The sequence below is a fragment of the Butyrivibrio sp. Su6 genome (assembly GCF_900108105.1).
Classification (GTDB): Bacteria; Bacillota; Clostridia; order Lachnospirales; family Lachnospiraceae; genus Butyrivibrio.
On sequence record NZ_FNUR01000001.1, the window covers coordinates 513,435 to 534,836 of the forward strand.

Sequence of the window (21,402 nt, forward strand, 5' to 3'; positions counted from 1 at the left end):
TTATTTTAAATTTGAGCCGAATTGGTATGTTACCAATTCGACTCAACATTATTTGGCTTAAACTATCTCCACGTCTACCTTAAGGTTTTCTCTGGTAGAAGCAGCCTTTACAACAGCTCTGATTGCCTTAGCAATACGTCCCTGCTTGCCAATTACCTTGCCCATGTCTGAAGGTGCAACATGAAGCTCGATCATAATATTACGCCCCTCTGCCTTCTCAGTCACAACGACTTCTTCAGGATTATCAACGAGCGATTTTGCGATTACTTCAACTAACTCTTTCATTGATTAACCTCCGGCACAAGTAATTAAAATTTATAATTCAAGTTTTATTACTTGATACCAGCCTGCTTAAGAAGCTTTGCAACAGACTCTGTAGGCTGTGCACCGTTTGAAAGCCACTTCTTAGCAAGTTCTTCGTTGAACTTTACTGTGCTAGGATCTGTGTTAGGATCGTATGTTCCGATCTCCTCGATGAACTTACCCTGTACAGGGAACTTTGAATCAGAAACGATGATTCTGTAGAAAGGAACCTTCTTCTTACCAATTCTCTTTAATCTGATCTTTACTGCCATTTTAAATTTCCTCCGTAAAATGAATAAAAAATTAAATAATATTGTATTTATATGGATAAACCAGCTATTTGCTGAATCACATATCAAAAGAACTTATTACCACCGAAGCCTCCGAAAGGATTGCCAAATTTACCAAATCCTCTCTTGCCGCCCATAAGACCGGGCATCTGCTTCATCATTTTCTGCATCTGTTCAAACTGCTTTATAAAGCGGTTTACAGCTGCAATATCGTTACCTGATCCCTTAGCAATCCTGAACTTTCTCTGTGGAGTCATAAGCTTAGGATTCCTGCGTTCTTCAGGGGTCATTGAAAGGACAATAGCTTCAATCCTTGCAAGCTGTTTCTCATCAGGGAGCTGATCATCGCTTATCTTGCCCATTCCAGGAAGCATTCCCATTATGGAAGCAAGTCCTCCCATATTGCGCATCTGCTTCATGCTCTCAAGATACATTTCGAAGTCGATCTTGCCCTTCTTCATCTTGGAGACCATCTCGCGGTCTTTTTCAGCATCACGCTCTGCGTTAGCCTCAACAGCCTTGTCGATAAGGCTCAGCACGTCTCCCATTCCAAGGATACGGCTTGCCATACGGTCCGGATAGAACTGTTCAAGGTCAGATAACTTCTCGCCCATACCAACGAACAGAATAGGCTTTCCTGTAACTGCCTTGGTTGAAAGAGCTGCACCACCTCGTGAGTCACCATCCATCTTAGAAAGGATGATTCCGTTAATGCCTACCTTTTCATTGAACTGTTCAGCAACGTTAACCGCTTCCTGACCAGTCATGGCATCTACTACAAGGAGTGTGTGATGCACTGTAACAGCATCCTTAATATCACGCAGTTCTTTCATCATCGCTTCATCAATCTGAAGACGACCTGCTGTATCTAAAATCACAACATTATGGCCATGCTCTTTTGCATAGTCCATTGCGGATTTAGCAATTTTAACCGGGCTAACATCTGTGCCCATTGAAAAGAAATCAACTTCCTGCTTTTTAGCATTGACCTCAAGCTGATCAATAGCTGCAGGTCTGTAAATATCACAGGCTACAAGCAGCGGTTTTCTTTTGCCCTTAAGTTTTCCGGCAAGTTTAGCTGCGGTAGTTGTTTTACCAGCACCCTGAAGACCACACATCATGATAACAGTGATATACTTGCTATCCTGAAGCATAAGCTCTGTTGTCTCAGAGCCCATGAGCTTGGTCATCTCTTCATTGACAATCTTGATGACCATCTGAGCAGGATTCAGTCCGTTTAGAACTTCCTCGCCGATTGCTCTCTCCTGAACTGAAGAAACAAACTGTTTAACAACCTTAAAGTTAACGTCTGCCTCTAAAAGAGCCATTTTAACTTCTTTTAAAGCAGCTTTTACATCATCTTCAGTTAAAGCTCCCTTGCTCCTAAGCCCCTTAAAGGCATCCTGCAATTTATCGGTAAGACTTTCAAAAGCCATTAGTTATTAAGCTCCTCTAAAATTCTGTCGGAAATACTACCCAGCCTCTTTCGAAGCTCCTCATCTGACATATCTCCATTATGATCAGAAACGCTTTTTAGCTCTTTAGCACTCTCCTTGATAGCCTCAAACCTTCGAATCATGTGAAGCTTATCCTCGTATCCCTGCAAAGTCTTGGTACATCTCTTGATAAGATCATGTACTCCCTGTTTGCTGATACCGTGCTCATCTGCAATCTCAGTAAGTGACATATCATCGTATACAGCAGCTTCATAGACCTGTCTCTGATGATCAGTCAAAAGCTCGCCATAAAAATCATATAGAAGACCCTGTTCTACGATTTTCTCCATGATATACCTCTTCCTAAAAATCAACAATGTCTATAATATATAAAAAGAAAAGAGGTGTCAAGTATTTTTTCTTGACACCTATATTTTACACCTATATTTTAAGTTCCGAAGGAAGTACTCCAAGCTGAAGTTTAAATGCCCTGCTAAAAGATGAGTAATCCTTAAAGCCCGCTTCAAGACAGGCGCTGGTTGCAGGCATCCCTGACATTATAAGTGTCCTGGCAAAGAGAATACGCTTTTCAGAAACATACTGATGAACTGAGTAGCCTGTCTCCTGCTTAAACACACGCATCATATGATATTTGCTCATATAAAAGTGGTCAGAAAGCCTCTCAATAGTAAGATCCTTTGAAAGGTTTTTATTGATATACTCTATGATATCAATAACCTTTCTGTTATAGCGTGCTTCCTGGGTAAATCCGAGTTCTTCTGATATGCAGGCCTTATTAAACTCGATCAAAGCTCGCAGCACATCTATTCCTGTAGAAAGCTTACCTGCATATTCTTTATCTTCCACTTTAAGGTCTTCTTCTATTTTCTTAAAGGCATCATATATCTTAGTGCTGATATTCGCAGGGAATCTGACAACGCAGCTCTCTATTTCTTTTGCTTTGATAAAAGCATCTAAAAGCCCATATTTCTCAAGAAAATCATGGTTGAGATAAAGAATTATCCTGTCATATTTCTTCTTCCCATCGCCCTCCGCGCAAACAGGCTTATGTATATCAAACCTGTTTACAAGCACAAAATCGAAGGGCAAAAGTTCATACTCTCGCCCTTCGATAATATATTTCACATTTCCATTCAGTATCAGAATGAGCTTATCAAAATCGTGGTAATGAAAAGGTATATCTATGTTCTCACTATCACATATATGGAAGAATTTATAATCTTCGTTTAGATAGCCCTTCTGTTCGTAATCTTTTGTGTCCATATGATCAGTAATCTGTTATACAAATATTAAGGTCAACGTTGCCTGTTATTCCATCAACACTTCCAGTGGATGTATACTGCCACATATCAAAGTGATATGGATAATAAAGTGGTGTTCCGTAGTAAGCGATCCAAATATCGTAGTCATCTACATCCACAGCATCCATGAGAAGCGTAAATGACTTAACATTGCCATAGATCATTGGCTTATAGCCTGCTTTTTTAACAGCCTCGCAGAAAACTTTTGCAACCTCTTCATATGAATCACTTGAAAGATTAACTGTTCTGGCTGAATCAGAGTCAGCTGACTCAATATCGATAACAACAGGATACTTGATCTCGTATGGTTCGATCATATCAAGCATCATCTGTACTTCTTCAAGGGCCTCTGTTTCATTCAGTGCCTGTGAATAAAAGTAAACGCCAACGTCTATGCCATTTTTCGTGGCACCCTTTATATTATCTTCAAAGTAATCATCCTGAAGGAGCTTACCTTCTGTGGTGCCTCTGAATCCTGACCTTATGATAGCAAAATCAATTCCCGCATCAGAAACCTTTTTCCAGTCTATATCGCCTTGGAATCTTGATACATCGACACCTGTCTTAGTGGTAATGTTATCATCATCCCCAACATACTGAAGGTATCCCTTATCATCAAATTCAAAGTCATCTTCATCAAAAGGATGATGCTCAATCTCATCAGTAATAGGAAAGAAATAGTATCTTCCATCACTGGCAACAACTATCTGTTCAGGGAAAAGAGACCTGATAGTGGAGGTGGTGCCTTCACCTGCTTCAAGTTTGCTCTGGATCATACCTTTGATTGATTTCTCAGTTTCATCAGCAGCAACCTTTTTCGCCTCGTCAACAAGGATCTGTGTCTCAACTTCTGTGTAATATCCCTCGTTGTTCAGGGCTTCAAGCTCGCTCCTTACAGCCTCTTCCTCTCTTTTAAGCATCGCATTTTTTATCAGAAGCGCAATGCTAAAAGACAGCGCCAAAAGCGCTACAAGGCTTAAGAATATTATAGATATAATATTATGAGTGTTCCTGACACCCCTTCTCTCACGAAATTCCCCAGATGAACTATTCATACTCAAATTCTCTCGTCAAAATAACTTTTATAGCCTTCGCCATAAATCTCACTTGCACTTGAGATGATCATAAATGCATTCGGATCCTCGTCTCTTACTATATCTTCAGCAAGAGGTGAAAGTCTCTTCTTTATGGCACACATGATAACTTTTTTGTCTTCCCCGCTGTATGCGCCCTTGGCAAAAACATGAGTGGCACCGATATCCAGCTCTTCGAGAAGTCTTTTGGTTATCTCATCAGGCCTGTCAGAAATAATATAAATAAGCTTAGCTTCGTCTCTTCCATACAAAACAAGATCAAGAACATAAGAAGTGACCATAACCGACATGAAGGAATACAAGGATGCAGCAAAGTCACCAAATACTATACCCGCTATAAGAAGTACTACAATATCTGTCAAAAGATATAGCATTCCCGTTTTGATATGCGGATACTTGATTCTTAATAATTTAATTATAACATCGGTACCGCCAGTTGTGGCATGACATTTAAAAATCAGGCCGATTGCAATACCAAGGGCCGCACTACCAAAGGATGCCCCAAGGAATACATCATGAATGATGTATCCCGAAAAGAAGTTAGTACAGATATCCGTAACCCAGGAAATCACGGCAGTTGCATAGATGGTTGAAATAGTGAACCTAATACCGAATTTCCAGATAGAAAGGATCAGAATAGGTATATTCATGATCAAAAACCACAAACCGGTACCCATCGGCACCACTCTGTTAAGCACGATAGCAAGACCTGTAAGTCCTCCGGGTGCTATGTTGTTTGGATCAACCAAAAGGCTTGTTGCAGCTCCATAAATGATAGATCCGATTGTTATCAGAATATACTCTGCTATTCTTCTTAATTTCTTTGATCTTATTCTATTCATTACTTAAATATTTGTCCTTACAATTCTTGGTTTATAGCCGTTGTCATTGAGTGCATCAATGATCTGCTGTTTGTGCTCGCTTCCAAAAGCTTCAAGAGTGATCCTGAGCTCAACAGCTGCATTTCTGTTAATAGAAACAAACTGATTGTGCTCCAGTTTGATAACATTTCCTTTTACATCAGCAATTACGCCTGAAACTCTGGAGAGTTCTCCCGGCTTATCAGGAAGAAGTACAGAAACGGTAAAGATTCTGTCTCTCATAATAAGTCCCTGCTGTACAACAGAAGACATTGTAATAATATCCATGTTACCGCCGGATAAAACGCAGGCGATCTTCTTATCCTTTACATCAAGCTGCTTAAGAGCCGCAACAGATAAAAGTCCTGAGTTCTCTACTACCATCTTATGGTTCTCAACCATATCAAGGAATGCTACTACAAGATCTTCATCCGGAACAGTTATGATCTCATCAATATTTTTGCTAAGATAAGGGAATATCTTTTCACCAGGTGTCTTAACAGCTGTACCATCGGCAATGGTATTTACTGTAGGAAGTGTAACAACATGACCTTCCTTCATAGATTCCTGCATACAGTTTGCGCCGGCAGGCTCTACACCTATTACCTTAACCTTTGGATTGAGGAGCTTTGCAAGTGTTGATACTCCTGTAGCAAGTCCGCCGCCACCGATAGGAACAAGAATATAATCTACTGTTGGAAGCTCTTTAATGATTTCCATTGCAATAGTACCCTGTCCTGTTGCAACATCAAGGTCATCAAATGGATGAACCATAGTATATCCATTTTCCTCGGCAAGCTTTTTAGCGTGCTCGTAGGCTTCATCATAAACATTACCGTGAAGTACAACTTCAGCACCAAGAGCCTTTGTTCTGTTAACTTTAATCAAAGGTGTGGAAGTAGGCATTACAATTGTAGCCTTTACTCCATAGCATTTTGCAGCATATGCAACACCCTGCGCGTGGTTACCGGCAGATGCAGTAATAAGGCCTTTCTTTCTCTCTTCATCAGAAAGAGTTGTTATCTTGTAATAAGCGCCTCTTACCTTGTAGGCACCTGTTCTCTGAAGATTCTCAGGTTTTAAATAAACCTTGTTACCTGTTGCATTACTCCAGTAATCACTGTAAATAAGCTTTGTCTCCAAAGTAACTTTTTTCACATCTTCATAGGCTTCTTCAAATTTTGCGAGTGTCATCTTTTCCCCGTTTTCCATGTCGTCTCCTTACCAGCTCTTACATTAGAGCATCAACAAATTCATCAGAGTTAAATCTCTCAAGATCGTCAATACCCTCTCCAACTCCCACATATTTAACCGGAATGTTAAGTTCCGATACAATGGCAACAGCAATTCCTCCCTTAGCAGTTCCATCAAGTTTAGTAAGCACAATGCCCGTAAGCTGCGCGGCCTCTCCAAACTCTCTTGCCTGCATGATCGCATTCTGCCCTGTAGTTCCATCCAAAACGATAAAGTTTTCGCGCCAGATTCCAGGCAGTTCTTTATCTATGATCCTGTTCATCTTGGCCAGTTCTTCCATAAGGTTCTTTTTATTATGGAGTCTTCCGGCAGTATCAACGATCAGAATATCGCAACCTCTTGCCTTAAAGGCAGATGCTGCATCATATATTACGCTTGCGGGGTCAGCTCCTTCTTTTCCTGTAATAATAGGAGTATCTGCCCTTTTTGCCCATTCCTGAAGCTGTTCAGTTGCCGCTGCTCTGTAAGTATCAGCTGCAGCTATCAATACCTTTTTACCTTTATTTTTGAAAATAGAAGCAAGTTTTCCGACAGATGTTGTCTTTCCTACTCCATTTACTCCTATAACAAAGATGATTGTCTTTTTATCTTCAAAATCATACGCATGCTCATCCGTACTCATCTGATCTCTTAATATCTGATTCAAAAGCTGCCTGCATGCATTGGGGTCAGAAATTCTTTTTTCTTTTACCTGATTGCGAAGTTCGTCCATGACTCTGCTGGTGGCATTGACACCGATATCAGCCATTATAAGAGTCTCTTCAAGTTCTTCATAGAAATCCTCATCTATGCTTGAAAAGCCGGAAAAAACATTATCAAAACCCTTGGCAATATTGTCTCTGGTCTTGGATAATCCCTGCTGCAGTTTTGCAAAAAAGTTATTTGCCATTAATTCGTAAGCTCCTTATCAATGAGGTTTACACTTACAAGAGTAGATACGCCCTTCTCCTGCATGGTAATACCATATAATCTATCAGCACTTTCCATTGTACCACGACGATGAGTAATTACAATAAACTGTGTACTTGAAAGCTTATGGAGATATTTAGCAAAACGAACAACGTTATTCTCATCAAGAGCCGCCTCAATCTCATCCAAAAGGCAGAATGGTGAAGGCTTTAAGTTCTGAATAGCGAAAAGAAGTGCAATAGCAGTAAGTGCCTTTTCTCCACCGGACATCTGCATCATGTTTACCAGTTTCTTTCCCGGTGGCTGTGCATTAATCCTGATTCCTGCCTCCAAAACATCCTCATCCTCAGCAAGTTCAAGTGATCCTTTTCCGCCTCCGAACATTTCCTTAAATACCTGATCAAACTCTGTGTTGATCTTATGGAACTGTTCAATAAACTGCTTTCGCATAGATTCATCAAGATCTTTGATGATCTCTTTGAGTTGCCTCTCTGCTTCTATAAGGTCATCGTGCTGAGTCTTCATGAACGTATATCTCTCCATGAGGTTTTTATAATCCTCGATGGCATTGACGTTAACATCACCAAGTTTTCTGATGGAATCCTTAAGAGAATTGGTCTCTTTTCTCATAGCAGGAACATCCGTCATATTCTCATCACGAAGCTGGGCCGCATCAGATAAGGTTATCTCGTACTCATTCCACATGTAGTTAATATGTGACTCGATAGCCTCCTGGCATTTCTCCCTCTTTGAGCCCAATCTGATAACTTCCTTATCAAGATCTGATATCTGTTTGTTGAGTTCTTCAGTCTTTCCAAAGAATTCTTTCTGCGAAACAGAAAGCTCGTTCTTTTCTTCTTTCTTTTGTTCAAGTTCTTTATTAGCATCAGACTGAACATCAACAGAAGCCTCGATAGTAAGTCTAATCTCTTCGATGTCTTTTTTGTTCTGCTCAAGATTTCTAACATTTTCCTCCATGGAATCTATAATTTCCTGAAGGCCTTTTTCAAGAGCTTCTATATCTGACTCAACACGCTTTATATTCTGCTGCTGGAACTCATGCTTCTGAGCAATCTTCTCATATTCAATATCGAGTTTTGAAACCTTTTCATTCTCAGTTTCCTCGATCTCATGAAGTCCTTCCAGTTCCTTCTGATATTTCTCTACTTTTTCTGTAGACTCTTTTTCTGTATTCTCTGAAGACTCAAGAAGTGCTTCTGCCTTAGCTTTTTCATCGGCGATTTCCAAAAGCTTACTCTCTATCTCGTCATTTTCAGCCTTAAGGTCGCTGTAGCCGGCTTTCTGCTCAGCCTGTCTTGCCTCTTCATTTTCGACATTAAGTCTGGCGGTATTCTGAGCGATGAACTTGCCCTGTAGCTCTGTTCTAAGTTCTTCAGCAAGAGTTCTAAGTTCATTTCTCTTTGTTCTGCACTCCTCAATCTCACTCTTAAGATCATCAATATTTTGCTTGTACTTTTTGACGTTGGCTTCCATCTCATCCATCTCACGTCTTCTACCAAGGAGATTTGAGTTGTTTTTGAAAGCACCACCACTGATAGCACCGCCGGGAACAAGAAGTTCACCCTCAAGAGTTACCATACGTACTGTATAATTGTACTTTCTGGCAATCTTAACAGCGTTGTCAATGTTGTCTACGGCAACAATTCTTCCAAGCATTGCCTTTGCAACCTGTCTGTACTTGGGATCTGTATCAACAAGTTCATCAGCCATACCAAGAACACCCTTTTCATTCAGGGCCTCTTTAGCTTTGAGTTCAGGCGGATTATCAAGTGCTGTGAGTGGTAAAAATGTTGCTCTTCCTGCCTTTGTTTCTTTCAGGTAAGCAATCATTTTCTTGGCTGTTTCTTCATCGTCAGTAACGATATTCTGAATGTTACCACCAAGAGCAACTTCGATAGCCGTCTCATACTTTGGCTGTGTCTTGATAATATCGGCTACAACACCTATGATTCCTGGTGTTGTATCCTTTTTCTCCATTACCTTCTTAACACTACCGCCGTATCCCTCATATCGCTCTGTAATGTTTGCCAAAGCTTCAAGCCTTGATTTTTCCTGCTGATAGAGCTCCTGAACTTTTCTAAGCTCAGTATCTTTCAAAGACATGGTCTCACGCATCTCTTTTACGTCTTCTTCAGCCTGTTTCTGCTTTTTATTCATCTCAGAAATCTCTGAAGTTATGCGATCAAACTCATCTCTAAGTTTCTTAATAGTCTCTTCCTGCTTGGACTCATCAGATCTGGCTCTTACAAGTTTTCCTGTAAGTTCAGCCTTTCTGATGTTAACCTGCTCTTTCATAGTGTTAAGAGAACTGAGCTTTGACTTGATCGTTGCTCTTGTATTCAAGGTTTCGATGATAGCGCTCTTGCAGCTCTCTACTTCCTCATTTATGTTGGATATCTGTGTAAGAACTCTTTCCAGCTCTTTTCTGGCAGCATCACGTTTTTGTGAAAGTTCCTCTACATCCTTATCAATGTTCTCTTTTTCAGAAAGATATGTCTCTTTTTCTTTATTTTTTTCTTCAATCTTTGCCTGCTCATCCTTGATACGGGATTTAAAATGAGCATCATTACTTGTGGCAGACTTGATCTTTTCGTTTAAGATACCAATCTGGCCTTCAAGCTTTTCTTTTTTTACAGAAGAATCTGTGATCCTTGCCCTTGCTTCATCAATCTCACGGTCCAAAACTTCAAGCTTTTTCTGAATACTTTCATATTCTTCCTTGGCTTTCTCATAGGATTCTTTTGCCTTATCAAGAGACTCTGTAGCTATACCAAGATTTTTCTCTGCATCCTCGAGCTGTTGTCTCTGGCTTTTATTCTCAACAAGGAACATGTTTACGTCCAAAGTTTTGAGACGCTCACGAAGCTTTAAATACTCCTTTGCAACTTCAGACTGTTTCTCCAAAGGTCCTATCTGTTTTTCAAGCTCAGATAAGATATCAGAAAGACGGGTGAGATTTATTTTCTCTTCCTCAAGTTTTTTGATAGCAGTCTCTTTTCGGGACTTAAACTTAACAATTCCGGCTGCCTCATCAAAAAGATTACGTCTGTCCTCAGGTTTACTTGAAAGAATCTGATCGATCTGGCCCTGTCCAATGATAGAATATCCCTCTTTACCGATACCTGTGTCCATAAACAGCTCATTAACATCCTTAAGTCGGCATGCAGAGCCATTTATCATATATTCACTTTCTCCCGAACGATAAAGTCGTCTTGAAACAGTGACTTCATCGTAATCAATAGCAAGGGAATGATCTGAATTATCAAGTGTGATGGCAACATAAGCATAGCCTAAGGGCTTACGAAGCTCAGTTCCCGAAAAGATAACATCCTGCATGGATCCGCCACGCAGCTGTTTAATACGCTGTTCACCAAGAACCCACCTGACAGCGTCAGCTACATTACTTTTACCTGAGCCGTTAGGTCCTACAATTCCGGTGATACCATTATGAAAATCAAATTTTATCTTATTTGCAAACGACTTAAAGCCGTGGATCTCAATACTTTTTAAATACATTACTTGCTTTTCTTCAATTCAAGAATTGCCTTGTAAGCAGCCTTCTGCTCAGCTGCTTTTTTGGTTTTTCCTGACCCCTCTCCAAAATTCTTATCTCCCACAAAAACGCGGACATCAAATATTTTATCATGTTCAGGGCCACTTTCGCCACAAATTTCATATCGAATTTGTCCCAGATTCTGTCCCTGCACAATCTCCTGAAGAATAGATTTGCTATCGCTAAACATCTGCATGCTCTCTTCATTTGTAAGAACATATGAGTAAATAAATCTCTTGGACTCTTCTATTCCACCATCCAAAAACAGTGCACCGATCACCGCCTCAACCATATCAGCAATGATTGATTCCTTATTTCTGCCCCCAGTGGCTTCTTCACCTTTTCCAAGCTGCATGTAGTGTCTTATATCAAGTTTTTCTGCATCAAAAGCCAGAGCCGGTTCACATACAAGAGAAGCTCTGATCTTGGACATTTCGCCCTCTTTTTTATCCGGATATTTTTTGAAAAGATACTCACTTGATAGCATTTCAAGAACAGCATCTCCCAAAAACTCAAGGCGCTCATAATCAGGCTTTTTATTTATCTTTTGTTCATTGACAAAAGAGCTGTGAGTAAAAGCCTGGATCAAAAGTGATTTATCCTTAAAAGTATATCCAATAGTGTTTTCAAATTTTGAAATGTCTGACTCTGATAACATAAAAACCTCGATCTCTTAAACTCAAATTAAAATGAGGCAGTCATAAAGCTGCCTCACCATAGTCTGTTATTTATTTACAGCTTATTTTGTAGAAAGTGCGCTTTTAAGAAGTTCTACAGCCTCACCCACAGTAGTGATATTCTCTGTCTTTTCAGGATCTATCTGAACATCAAATTCATCCTCAAGACCCATAATAATCTGGAAAAGATCAAGTGAATCAGCACCAAGATCCTCTGTAAAAGTTGTATCCATCTTGATTTCCTCAGGATCAACATTTAAAACGCCTGCAATAACTTCTTTCATTTTTTCAAATTCCATAATATTCGACCTTCCTTAACCGTCAAAGTAATAATTTATATAGTCAACGCTTTTAACCTTCATCCGAAAGCTTAGCACTGATCTTTTCACTTATTTTCTGTTCTGTGAATGTTACACACTGCAAGATTGAATTCTTGACCTCAATATCATTGGCACTTCCGTGAGTCTTAACTACAAGGCCCTTAAGACCAAGCATTGGTGCTCCACCATATTTATCCATGCTGTAATCCGAAAGAGACTTCTTAAGGTCATCCTTTATAAGTAGTGCACCAATCTTTGTTTTCAGACTACTCATAAGACTTTTTTTGATGACATGCATCATGGACTTGGCAACGCCTTCATACATCTTAAGGATAACGTTACCTGTGAAAGCCTCACAAACGATAATATCAGCAAATCCAGCAGGAATATCTCTTGCCTCGATACTTCCAATAAAGTTTATATCAGGACAGTTCTTAAGAAGCGGGAATGTCTCTTTTACAAGCGCATTGCCCTTTTCCTCCTCTGCGCCGATATTAACAATGGCAACTGTTGGATTCTTAATTCCCATTACATTTTCCATGTAGACAGTTCCCATTTTTGCAAACTGAACCAGGTGATTGGATCTTGCATCCACATTGGCACCACAGTCTATCAAAAGAGAATTGCCTTTCTCTGTAGGGATGAGCGGAGCAAGTGGTGCTCTGTCAACTCCCTTAAGTCTTCCAACAATAACCTGTCCGCCTACAAGTGTAGCTCCTGTACTTCCTGCGGAAACATAGGCATCAGCCTCACCATGATTAACCATATACATGGCCTTTACGATAGAAGAATCTTTCTTTTTCCTGATAGCCATAACCGGAGGTTCAGCCATTTCGATAACTTCAGTTGCATCTACAACTTCAATCTTATCTTTGTCATATTCATAAGCAGAAAGTTCTTTTTCTACAATATCCTTTTTTCCAACGAGAAAAACCTTGAGATTCTGTGACTCTTTGACAGCGTCTACAGCACCCTTTACTGTGACAAACGGAGCGTTATCTCCTCCCATTGCATCAACAGCAACCCTTACAAGTTCTGCCATAAAATTACCCCCATATCAAAATTGACTTCTTATAATATACAAGAGTACAAATCAAAAATCAATAGAATAAAACATTGATTTTTAGGGCAAAAAAAGGGCTTCCCAAATAAATTGGAAAGCCTTAAATTTCAGAACATATGAGGTTCCACTTAATTATCAAGCCTCAACTTCAACAATGCTCTTCTTGTTATAATAGCCGCACTTTTTGCATGCGCAATGTGGCTGCATAAGAGCTCCACAGTGGCTGCACTTTACAAGAGTTGGAGCTGTCATTTTCCAGTTAGCTCTTCTCTGATCTCTGTGGCCTTTTGATGACTTATTCTTTGGGCAGATTGACATTTGAGTAACACCTCCTTACAGTAACCGTATAAGAAACTGCCTTAACAAGGCAATTGTTTACGTTTATTCATTAGCATACTTGAATATTGTACTCATCGCAGCGGTATTTGTCAACAGTTTTTTTATCTGTTGCAATTCTGAGAATATTTCTTGGGGGATATTCCTACAGACTTTGTAAACGCCTTAAGGAAATTACTATAGTCGCTAAAGCCGCACTTCTCACAAACATCGCTCACACCTATTCCCTCTGCAAGCAGTGACTTGGCAATAGAAATACGTCTGGCCGTCATATACTTATTTATAGTTGTCCCTGTTGCTGACTTAAAAATCCTGCATATATATGACTCACTTATATAAAACTGTTTGGATAGATCTCCAATACTTATCGGATATTGGATATTATTGTTAAGATAAGAAAGAATGGCATCTACCTGCTCATTGTATGTAGATGGCCTGTCTTCTACCTTGTCGCTGTTTTTCTCATTAACTATCTGATTTATCAAGACGAACAGTTCAGTAAAAGTCGCCCTCTCAAGCAGGTCATGTCCATATCCGTTACTTGTAAGTATTTTGTTTACAAAGTAAAGGAAACGGCTCTGCTGTTCACTTGTAAGGCTTATCTTATGAGAAAACTTATCATTTCTCTCCTGAAAACATGCATCAAGATTGGTCTCCTTTGATGATATTTCCTTCATATAATCGGGATCGATCATGATAACGATCCTCTCATGTTTTTCTTTCTCAATCTGAGTAAGGTAATGTGAATCATACTGATTTATCAGGAAAAGATCTCCCGGGGCGATATCATAGACCTTATTATCAATAAGGAACTGTTTTCCGCCAGAAATGGAAAAATACACTTCATAGCAATCATGAATATGCATTTCCATTGCCTTCTCATCTTTATACAAGTGAGCAATACTAAAGTATTTATTTTCAATACTGGAGGCCATGGCCTCTTTACATGAATTTAACTCTTTCATTTCTTCCCCGTTATCAGCTTTTTTCTATATTATCCCAAGCAAAAAGACATAGTATATCATACAATTTCACTTCAATATTTTCAAGTTTTTTGTTTTGTTTATTTAATAACAAGAAAATCTAGTTTAACGATTAACATCTTGCGCACAAAAAAAGAAGCAGTGAAATCTCACCGCTTCTTTTAAAATCACATTTTTATAAGCTCATTATTTGCAGAGTGCTACTGTATCACGAGCAATTGCAAGCTCTTCATTTGTAGGAACGATCAAAAGTTTAACCTTGCTGTCAGCACCTGAGAAAATCTTGTCCTCTCCGTGAGCCTTGTTTGCTTCCTCGTCAACAGTTGCGCCAAGGAATGAAAGTCTCTTGCAGATAAGATTACGAACAAATCCGCTGTTCTCGCCCACACCTGCTGTGAAGCAGATAGCATCTACTCTTCCCAAAGCAGCTGTGTAAGCACCGATGTATTTAACAACTCTGTATACAAATGCATCAACTGCTCTCTTAGCACCTGCATGACCCTCTTCATATCCCTTCTGAAGGTCTCTGAAATCAGATGAAAGCTCGTCTGAAAGTCCGAATACACCTGACTTTTTATTTAAAAGATTTGTAACATCAGCTACTGTAGAATTCTCTTTCTTCATAATGAACTCTACAACTGAAGGATCTATATCACCACTTCTTGTTCCCATGATAAGTCCCTCAAGTGGAGTAAGTCCCATAGATGTATCTATACATTTTCCACCGTCTACAGCTGAAATTGAAGCGCCATTTCCAAGGTGGCATACGATAAGCTTAAGGTCTTTTGCATCCTTTCCAAGGATCTCAGCAGCTCTTTTGCTTACATATGAATGGCTTGTGCCATGGAAACCATATCTTCTGATTCCATATTTCTCATAGTAAGAATGTGGAAGACCGTAAAGATAAGCTTCCTCAGGCATTGTCTGATGGAATGCTGTGTCAAACACTGCAACCATAGGTACTCCAGGCATAGCCTTCTGGCATGCTCTGATTCCGATAAGGTTTGCAGGGTTGTGAAGAGGTGCAAGATCAGATACTTCCTCAATTGCCTTGATAACCTCATCATTGATAATAACAGACTTAGTGAACTTCTCTCCGCCATGAACAATACGATGTCCAACAGCTCCTATCTCTTCAAGAGAAACTACACCATTTTCGCTATTTGTAAGTGCCTCGATAACAAGCTCGATCGCTCTGTTATGATCAGGCATTGGAGTAACCTTAGTAATCTTTTCCTTGCCAGCTGGAGTATAAACGATCTGGCTTCCGTCAATTCCGATTCTTTCGCAAAGTCCCTTGCAGATAACAGCTTCTGAATCTGAATCAATAAGCTGGAATTTAAGTGATGAACTTCCGCAGTTAATAACTAAAATTTTCATATTTGACCTCTTTTCAAAATATTTCTGAAATCTACATATAATAGTAACTTCAGTTCAATTTTTATTCTTTGAGCAGAATCAAAAAATCTTCCATGAATATCATACTTATATTATAATTCTTGTACAAGGAAAAAATTGTACAAAAATTTGAATATAGTTGTTACATATAGGCTTATATTATCAGGATATCGTTAATGAAGACAATCGGGATCATCGCAGAATTCAATCCTTTTCATAAAGGTCATGAATATCTCATAAATCAATGTAAAAAGGAATTAAATGCTGACTACTGCGTAGTAGTCATGAGCGGAGACTTTGTAGAAAGAGGCGCACCATCTATCATCAGCAAATTTGAAAGGGCAAAAATGGCCCTAAGTTCTGGCGCTGATGTCGTACTGGAACTTCCAATTTATTACAGCCTTGGAAGCGCTGAATTTTTCGCCTCCGGGGCTATCTCTCTCTTAGATAAGCTTGGAGTGGTAGACTATTTGTGTTTCGGGTCTGAAAATCCGGATCTTGGATCCTTAAACATGATAGCAGATGTTTTGACAAAAGAGCCGAATGCTTATAAAGAAGCTCTTGCAAAGCACCTAAAGCAAGGCGCATCCTACCCTGTTTCAAGAAAGGAAGCCTTAAAAGAATATTTCGATCAGGATAACGCGGATTTCCCTGTTGCGTTTGATATTTTAGATAATCCAAATAACATTTTAGCTATAGAATATCTAAAAGCCTTAAAGAGAACAAACAGCAGAATAACTCCTTACACAATAAAAAGAGAAGGTGCAGATTATCACAGTGAGGAAATTACTAAAATATCAAGCGCTCAGGGCATAAGGAACAGCATTCTTTCAGATAGAGGCAAGAGCTCTTCTGTCCTTAAGGATCAGATTCCGGACGCTGCGCTTGGTTATTTCACTAAGTACCAGGGGAGATTCCTTGATTCCAATGACTTCTCCGATCTTTTGTATTACAAGCTGATCTCAGAAAAAAATAGCGGCTATACAAAATACCTTGATGTAAATGAAGATCTTTCAAATCGCATTCTGACAAATCTCGAAAGCTTCACTGATATTGATTCATTTTGTGACTGTTTAAAAACCAAGAACCTTACATATACCAGAATAAGCAGATGTCTCTTCCACATTCTTTTAAACATAACAAAAGAGAACATGGAAAGCTATAAAAGAGACGGTTTCACTGCCTATGGGAGGATTCTCGGATCCAGGAAAGAATCGTCAGCTCTTTTGGCAAGTCTCAGAGAAAATGCTGCTTTGCCAATGCTGTACAGATTAAAGGATGCCCAAAAGACTCTCTCACCCCTTGAGCTTACCCTTTTTAATGAAACTCTTACGGGGAGCCTTATTTATAACCGCATTGCTGGGAACAATATTGGATCTGAATATAGATTAAAACCTGTAATTCTTTAATTTTCTTTTAATTGATGTCAAAAGGTTATCGTGATAACATTAAGTTATATACGTGATTTACTTTTTGATTGTTCTTCGGAGGACTCATGGGAATTACAAAACTTGAAAAAGGGCAGTTTCTTCATAAAGCGGACCAGGACATTGTAAGCAGTGTTGAAGTCGTGGTAAAGGGAAGTATACAGATTTCAAATGCTTACTCTTCTATCATATGCAACGTAGGTGGTTTTATAGGTATTGTCGAAAATCCCGGTACACCCTACACTTATAATTATGAAGCCCTTGAAGAAACCACTGTTTATTCCTATGCCTTCAATTCACCTGATGACCTCCCAAAAATTATAAAGTCCAATCCCAAAATTGCCCCTATTCTTGCAGCTCAGTCATCTGAAATTGCAGCCAAGACCTGCGCTGCCTATGAAAAACAGTTCGATGATGCGCTTCAGGAATATGAGCAGATCATGGCTGACTATGCAGATTATCCAAGTCTTTGCATAAAAGTCGGTGAAATAGCCAAGACTTTCCCTGAGTTAGATGAACTTATCCCACCTGAAAAATCTGAAAAAGTACCAAACTGGATAATTGACTTTAGCAACAGTTTAAAAGAAAACGAAGCTGTTCTGAAGAAGTCTTTTTATGGTCTTAATATAGAACTTGCAACCGGCATGATCATGACAACTTATACTATATATAAAACCATTTCAGATCAGGTTCTACTTCTTAACGAATACAGAAAGGTCTTAAAAAAGAAAACATCGTCCTTTGCATCTACCATGAAAGTAATAAAAGCAAAACTTGCAGATATGGAACGCGCCGAAACCGAAGGCAGCGAAGGCAGCATAACTATAGTAAATGCTCTTAATACCATTCTTGTATATTCTGGAGTAAGCAGCGAGATTGCCGAGAAATTTGAAGAGCAGATTTCCTCATTTAAATCAAATAATAACCGCTATGATTCTTCTGACGAAGCAAGAGCACTGCGCAGGAATATAAGCACATCTTTTTATGAAGTGTTCACTCCTGCTTTCTTACGCAGCCTTACAGATGAAGAACTTCCTATTGAAGTTAAGATGTTCTTCATGTTTGGCTTTGTCGATGAAGAACTGGCCGGTTCTAAAAATACAGCTATTCTCTACAATATGGCAAAGGCCTATGTCCCTGATGAGAACGGAAATGTTCTGACAATTTATGAGTGGCTTAAAAAAATCTATATGTTAGAGGTTGATCCATCCAAAAACGAATTTGATCAGGATTGGCCATCTTACCTTAGAGAGCAAAAGTCAACAGGTGCTATAAATCAGGCACAGCTTGAAGCCATGCTCAATAATCCTCAGAAAAGGCTTGATTTTGAGATTCACAATCTATTCTCTCTCGGAAACAGGATGACCTTTGGACGAATCTCATCTTTTGTCCCTGTCTTTGATGAGCAGAATGTCTTAAGGCCACTTGATATGGCCTACCAGACAGCCGCCAAAGTTAACGGCTATTTTGATATGATCCGTGGCATTGACTACGGCGTATTCTGCAGACAGGCTCTTTTCTCAAACACAGAGATTGGTGTACCACAGGTCTTTTTTGCAGATGACATAACTCCGTATATGATCCTTATGCCAAATGTTGGCAGCAGAGCCAGCCTCTGGCAGGAAATAGATGGCAAAAACAGACGTACAAAGGCCAGAATGCTTGTTTCAATCTTTAATACTGAAAATACTGAGGAGACCATGATAAAGCTCTTTGGCGAGTTCAGATGGGAAATGTGCAAGACTGAGCAGGGAGTCCACTGGAACGATGTAACAGACCCTTCTCTTACCTCCATGTACTGCGATTATTTACAGTTCTATAAAAAGAATTCAGCTCTTTCTACTGAAAACAAAGAAAAACTAAGAACTGATCTAAAGAAATTCAGCAACAATTATAAAAATGTATTTATCGCCGACTACCTTTCCTATGTAAAGTTTGAAGCTGCCGGATCTCCAAGACTAAATAAAGTAACCAGAGAGATTCTTTTTACCTTCTGTCCTTTTGCAAAGGCTGTGCGAGAAAAAAATGCAGACAATCCGCAGTATAAGGATCTGTTTAGCCACTATTCAGTACGAATAAATAACACAGCCAAGCCAATACTTAACATAATTGCCAAGCTTAAAAAAGAAGGAATTGATGTTCCTGAAGAACTCACGAACCAGATAGAACATTTGAAAAAATAAAAACCTATACTGTCCAAAAGGCAGTATAGGTTTAATTAAAACTTATGATGCTTTTCTTTCACCAATCATTGAATCAACTGACAATATAGAAATGATCATATCTCCAATCTTTCCTACTCCGCTGACAACAGAAGCATCGTTCTTTATGAACTGTGAAGGCTGCTCAATATCTTTTGAAGATATATCAAGTACCTCATTAACTTCATCAACAACAATTCCCAAAAGGTTATCCTCTCCGATGTTAAGGATAATAATACGTGAATTGCTTGTAAAACAGTCATCGTCATAGTTCATTCTGCGGCGAAGACTCATTACCGGAATAATTTCTCCACGAAGATTGATAACTCCTCTGTAATACTTTGGAGAACTTGGTACCTGTGTAATTTTAGGCATCTGTATGATATTATTCACGCTCTTAACATCAATTGCGTATACTTCTTTGTTGATTTTGAAAATGATATATTTTGACTCATTTTCATTTGCATTATAAACAGCAAGTTCAGACATTTTGTACTCCTTATGCTATAAGTGATTCAACATCAAGGACAAGTGCTACTGCATCATCCAATATGGTTGCTCCACTGAAAAAACGGTTTTCGTTATCGAGAATTCCCATAGACTTTTTATCAATGTCCTCCTGTCCAAAGAGTTCATCGACAACAAGGCCAAGATATGTATCTTTATACATACAGATAACAACGTTGATATTTAATGATTCTTTCTTTGCTTCCTCAAGATCAAACAGTTTATCCATGTAAACAAGAGGAATAACCTGGCCCCTAAGATATATAACATCTTCAAAATTAACAGTGTTGATCTCTGAAACAGATACATTTTCTATAGATAAAACTGATGAAAGAGGAATCGCGATCTTTTCATCTCTGACTCCTGCAATCAAAGCCTGTGAATTCTTCATATTATCAGTTGCAATTTGACTTAATTCCATTTGATTACCTCCCTAAATAGTTCACTCCAAGAGCAATATACTAAATGCATAATTATTTATAGTCAATAGTATACTTTTTTTCATAAAAAAATGATTCCCGGTGCAATTTATTTACACCAGGAATCATCTGTGTTTCAGAAGATTATTCATCGTTACAACAAATAATGTTCACTGTTTTTTCACTTTTTCAAATACTCATTTTCGAATTTTTCAATACACTCACGAGATGAAACAGCTACATCAGGTGTTGTATCTTCAAGTGTTGCCTGAATGAATGGTTTATTTTCAAGGGCAAACTTCACGATACTTGAATAGTCAAGTTCTCCAAGTCCACATCCCATGCTCTTTACACCATTTTCGGTCAGGACACAGTCCTTTAAATGTATCATGCAGATATCTTTTCCCAAAAGATCATGGGCTTCTTCGAACACTTCATATCTTCTGTCGTAATTATCTGTCCAGAGAAGATTAACAGGATCATAAATGATCTGAAGATTTGGAGATCCTATTCTGTCAAGAACCTCTCTTGCTCTCTGGGGACTGTAAACAATATGTCTGTAAACAGGCTCGATTGCAACGATAACACCCATTTTTTCAGCATAGTCCACAACCGGTCTTAAATTAGTGATAAATGTCTCTAAAGCCTCTTTTGAATGACAGGCTTCTTTGTCGTAAGAATAATTTACATTAGGTGCTCCTGTCTCAGTTCCAACCATGCCGCAGCCAAGAAGTGAGGCAAAGCGAATATGTGCCATATATTTTTCCTGAATTGCAGAAAGCTGCACAGAATCAGGATTAGCAAGGTTGAGATAGCACCCAAGAACAGCCACATCAAGGTCAGCTCTTCTAAAAGCATCTCTCAAGTACATTGCATATCCCGGTGTAAGGGCCATTGGGTCTGCAGTAAAGCCTGGCACCTTGGAAAGAGCAATATGAACACAAGAAAACCCCTGCTTTTTTATTTCTGTGAGTCTCTCTTCAAAAGGGAGCTCTACAGTATCATGAAATCTAATACCAATCTGCATCA

Annotated in this window: 21 protein-coding genes; 2 read left to right on the forward strand and 19 right to left on the reverse strand. The window is 39.1% G+C overall.

From position 1 onward, the window contains the following. Window positions 1-57: 57 nt before the first annotated feature. The 16 genes from C4S54_RS02030 to C4S54_RS02105 all read right to left on the reverse strand — a co-directional run bounded on the left by C4S54_RS02030 (window position 58) and on the right by C4S54_RS02105 (window position 15,801). A complete protein-coding gene (locus C4S54_RS02030; RefSeq protein WP_022773567.1) occupies window positions 58-285 on the reverse strand; it encodes a KH domain-containing protein in 228 nt (75 codons plus the stop codon). 47 nt (window positions 286-332) lie between these two features. Next, the gene (gene rpsP, locus C4S54_RS02035; protein WP_022773565.1) at window positions 333-575 is read right to left on the reverse strand and encodes a 30S ribosomal protein S16; all 243 of its coding nucleotides are present in this window, start codon (window positions 573-575) and stop codon (window positions 333-335) included. Between the two features lie 83 nt (window positions 576-658). After that, window positions 659-2,029: a signal recognition particle protein gene (gene ffh, locus C4S54_RS02040; RefSeq protein WP_103868031.1), complete on the reverse strand. Its 1,371-nt coding sequence runs from the start codon at window positions 2,027-2,029 to the stop codon at window positions 659-661. Next, entirely contained in the window at window positions 2,029-2,379 is a 351-nt protein-coding gene (gene ylxM, locus C4S54_RS02045) for a YlxM family DNA-binding protein (protein ID WP_103868032.1), read from the reverse strand. Before ylxM ends, ffh begins: the two co-directional genes overlap by 1 nt. Window positions 2,380-2,470: 91 nt before the next feature. Beyond that, entirely contained in the window at window positions 2,471-3,313 is an 843-nt protein-coding gene (locus C4S54_RS02050; protein ID WP_103868033.1) for an AraC family transcriptional regulator, read from the reverse strand. A 4-nt stretch (window positions 3,314-3,317) separates the two neighbouring features. Next, window positions 3,318-4,406 carry a glycoside hydrolase family 25 protein gene (locus C4S54_RS02055; RefSeq protein ID WP_103868034.1) on the reverse strand — a complete coding sequence of 363 codons (1,089 nt, stop codon included), beginning with the start codon at window positions 4,404-4,406 and terminating at the stop codon, window positions 3,318-3,320. A 2-nt stretch (window positions 4,407-4,408) separates the two neighbouring features. Further along, complete coding sequence (locus tag C4S54_RS02060; protein WP_103868035.1) at window positions 4,409-5,287, reverse strand: YitT family protein; 879 nt, start codon at window positions 5,285-5,287, stop codon at window positions 4,409-4,411. A gap of 3 nt (window positions 5,288-5,290) precedes the next feature. After that, window positions 5,291-6,517, reverse strand: coding sequence for a threonine ammonia-lyase (ilvA, locus tag C4S54_RS02065; protein WP_022773557.1), 1,227 nt, complete (start codon window positions 6,515-6,517; stop codon window positions 5,291-5,293). A 19-nt stretch (window positions 6,518-6,536) separates the two neighbouring features. After that, a complete protein-coding gene (gene ftsY, locus C4S54_RS02070; protein ID WP_103868036.1) occupies window positions 6,537-7,448 on the reverse strand; it encodes a signal recognition particle-docking protein FtsY in 912 nt (303 codons plus the stop codon). Continuing rightward, window positions 7,448-11,005, reverse strand: coding sequence for a chromosome segregation protein SMC (gene smc, locus C4S54_RS02075; protein ID WP_103868037.1), 3,558 nt, complete (start codon window positions 11,003-11,005; stop codon window positions 7,448-7,450). Before smc ends, ftsY begins: the two co-directional genes overlap by 1 nt. Beyond that, window positions 11,005-11,700, reverse strand: a complete 696-nt coding sequence (gene rnc, locus C4S54_RS02080; RefSeq protein WP_022773553.1) for a ribonuclease III — start codon at window positions 11,698-11,700, stop codon at window positions 11,005-11,007. The genes smc and rnc overlap by 1 nt, the downstream gene beginning before the upstream one ends. An 81-nt stretch (window positions 11,701-11,781) precedes the next feature. After that, window positions 11,782-12,018, reverse strand: coding sequence for an acyl carrier protein (gene acpP, locus C4S54_RS02085; protein WP_022773552.1), 237 nt, complete (start codon window positions 12,016-12,018; stop codon window positions 11,782-11,784). 52 nt (window positions 12,019-12,070) lie between these two features. Then, window positions 12,071-13,081 (reverse strand): phosphate acyltransferase PlsX, encoded by a 1,011-nt coding sequence (gene plsX / locus C4S54_RS02090; protein ID WP_103868038.1) that lies wholly within the window; start codon window positions 13,079-13,081, stop codon window positions 12,071-12,073. A 156-nt stretch (window positions 13,082-13,237) separates the two neighbouring features. Beyond that, window positions 13,238-13,420 (reverse strand): 50S ribosomal protein L32, encoded by a 183-nt coding sequence (rpmF, locus tag C4S54_RS02095; protein WP_022773549.1) that lies wholly within the window; start codon window positions 13,418-13,420, stop codon window positions 13,238-13,240. A gap of 122 nt (window positions 13,421-13,542) precedes the next feature. Then, the gene (locus C4S54_RS02100; protein ID WP_103868039.1) at window positions 13,543-14,403 is read right to left on the reverse strand and encodes an AraC family transcriptional regulator; all 861 of its coding nucleotides are present in this window, start codon (window positions 14,401-14,403) and stop codon (window positions 13,543-13,545) included. A 204-nt stretch (window positions 14,404-14,607) separates the two neighbouring features. Next, window positions 14,608-15,801, reverse strand: coding sequence for an acetate/propionate family kinase (locus C4S54_RS02105; RefSeq protein ID WP_103868040.1), 1,194 nt, complete (start codon window positions 15,799-15,801; stop codon window positions 14,608-14,610). A 194-nt stretch (window positions 15,802-15,995) separates the two neighbouring features. On the opposite strand from C4S54_RS02105, the gene C4S54_RS02110 reads away from it, so the two are divergent. Together C4S54_RS02110 and C4S54_RS02115 are read left to right on the forward strand one after the other, a co-directional pair. Beyond that, on the forward strand, window positions 15,996-17,228 hold the full coding sequence (locus C4S54_RS02110) for a nucleotidyltransferase (protein ID WP_103868041.1): 1,233 nt from the start codon (window positions 15,996-15,998) through the stop codon (window positions 17,226-17,228). Window positions 17,229-17,314: 86 nt separating this feature from the next. After that, window positions 17,315-19,429: a hypothetical protein gene (locus C4S54_RS02115; protein ID WP_103868042.1), complete on the forward strand. Its 2,115-nt coding sequence runs from the start codon at window positions 17,315-17,317 to the stop codon at window positions 19,427-19,429. 42 nt (window positions 19,430-19,471) lie between these two features. Here C4S54_RS02115 and C4S54_RS02120 read toward each other — a convergent pair whose 3' ends face one another. The 3 genes from C4S54_RS02120 to C4S54_RS02130 form a co-directional block, all read right to left on the reverse strand. Then, window positions 19,472-19,936 (reverse strand): chemotaxis protein CheW, encoded by a 465-nt coding sequence (locus C4S54_RS02120; protein WP_022773542.1) that lies wholly within the window; start codon window positions 19,934-19,936, stop codon window positions 19,472-19,474. Between the two features lie 10 nt (window positions 19,937-19,946). After that, on the reverse strand, window positions 19,947-20,375 hold the full coding sequence (locus tag C4S54_RS02125; RefSeq protein ID WP_103868043.1) for a chemotaxis protein CheW: 429 nt from the start codon (window positions 20,373-20,375) through the stop codon (window positions 19,947-19,949). Between the two features lie 179 nt (window positions 20,376-20,554). Then, window positions 20,555-21,400, reverse strand: a complete 846-nt coding sequence (locus C4S54_RS02130) for a sugar phosphate isomerase/epimerase family protein (protein ID WP_103868106.1) — start codon at window positions 21,398-21,400, stop codon at window positions 20,555-20,557. Window positions 21,401-21,402 lie beyond the last annotated feature (2 nt).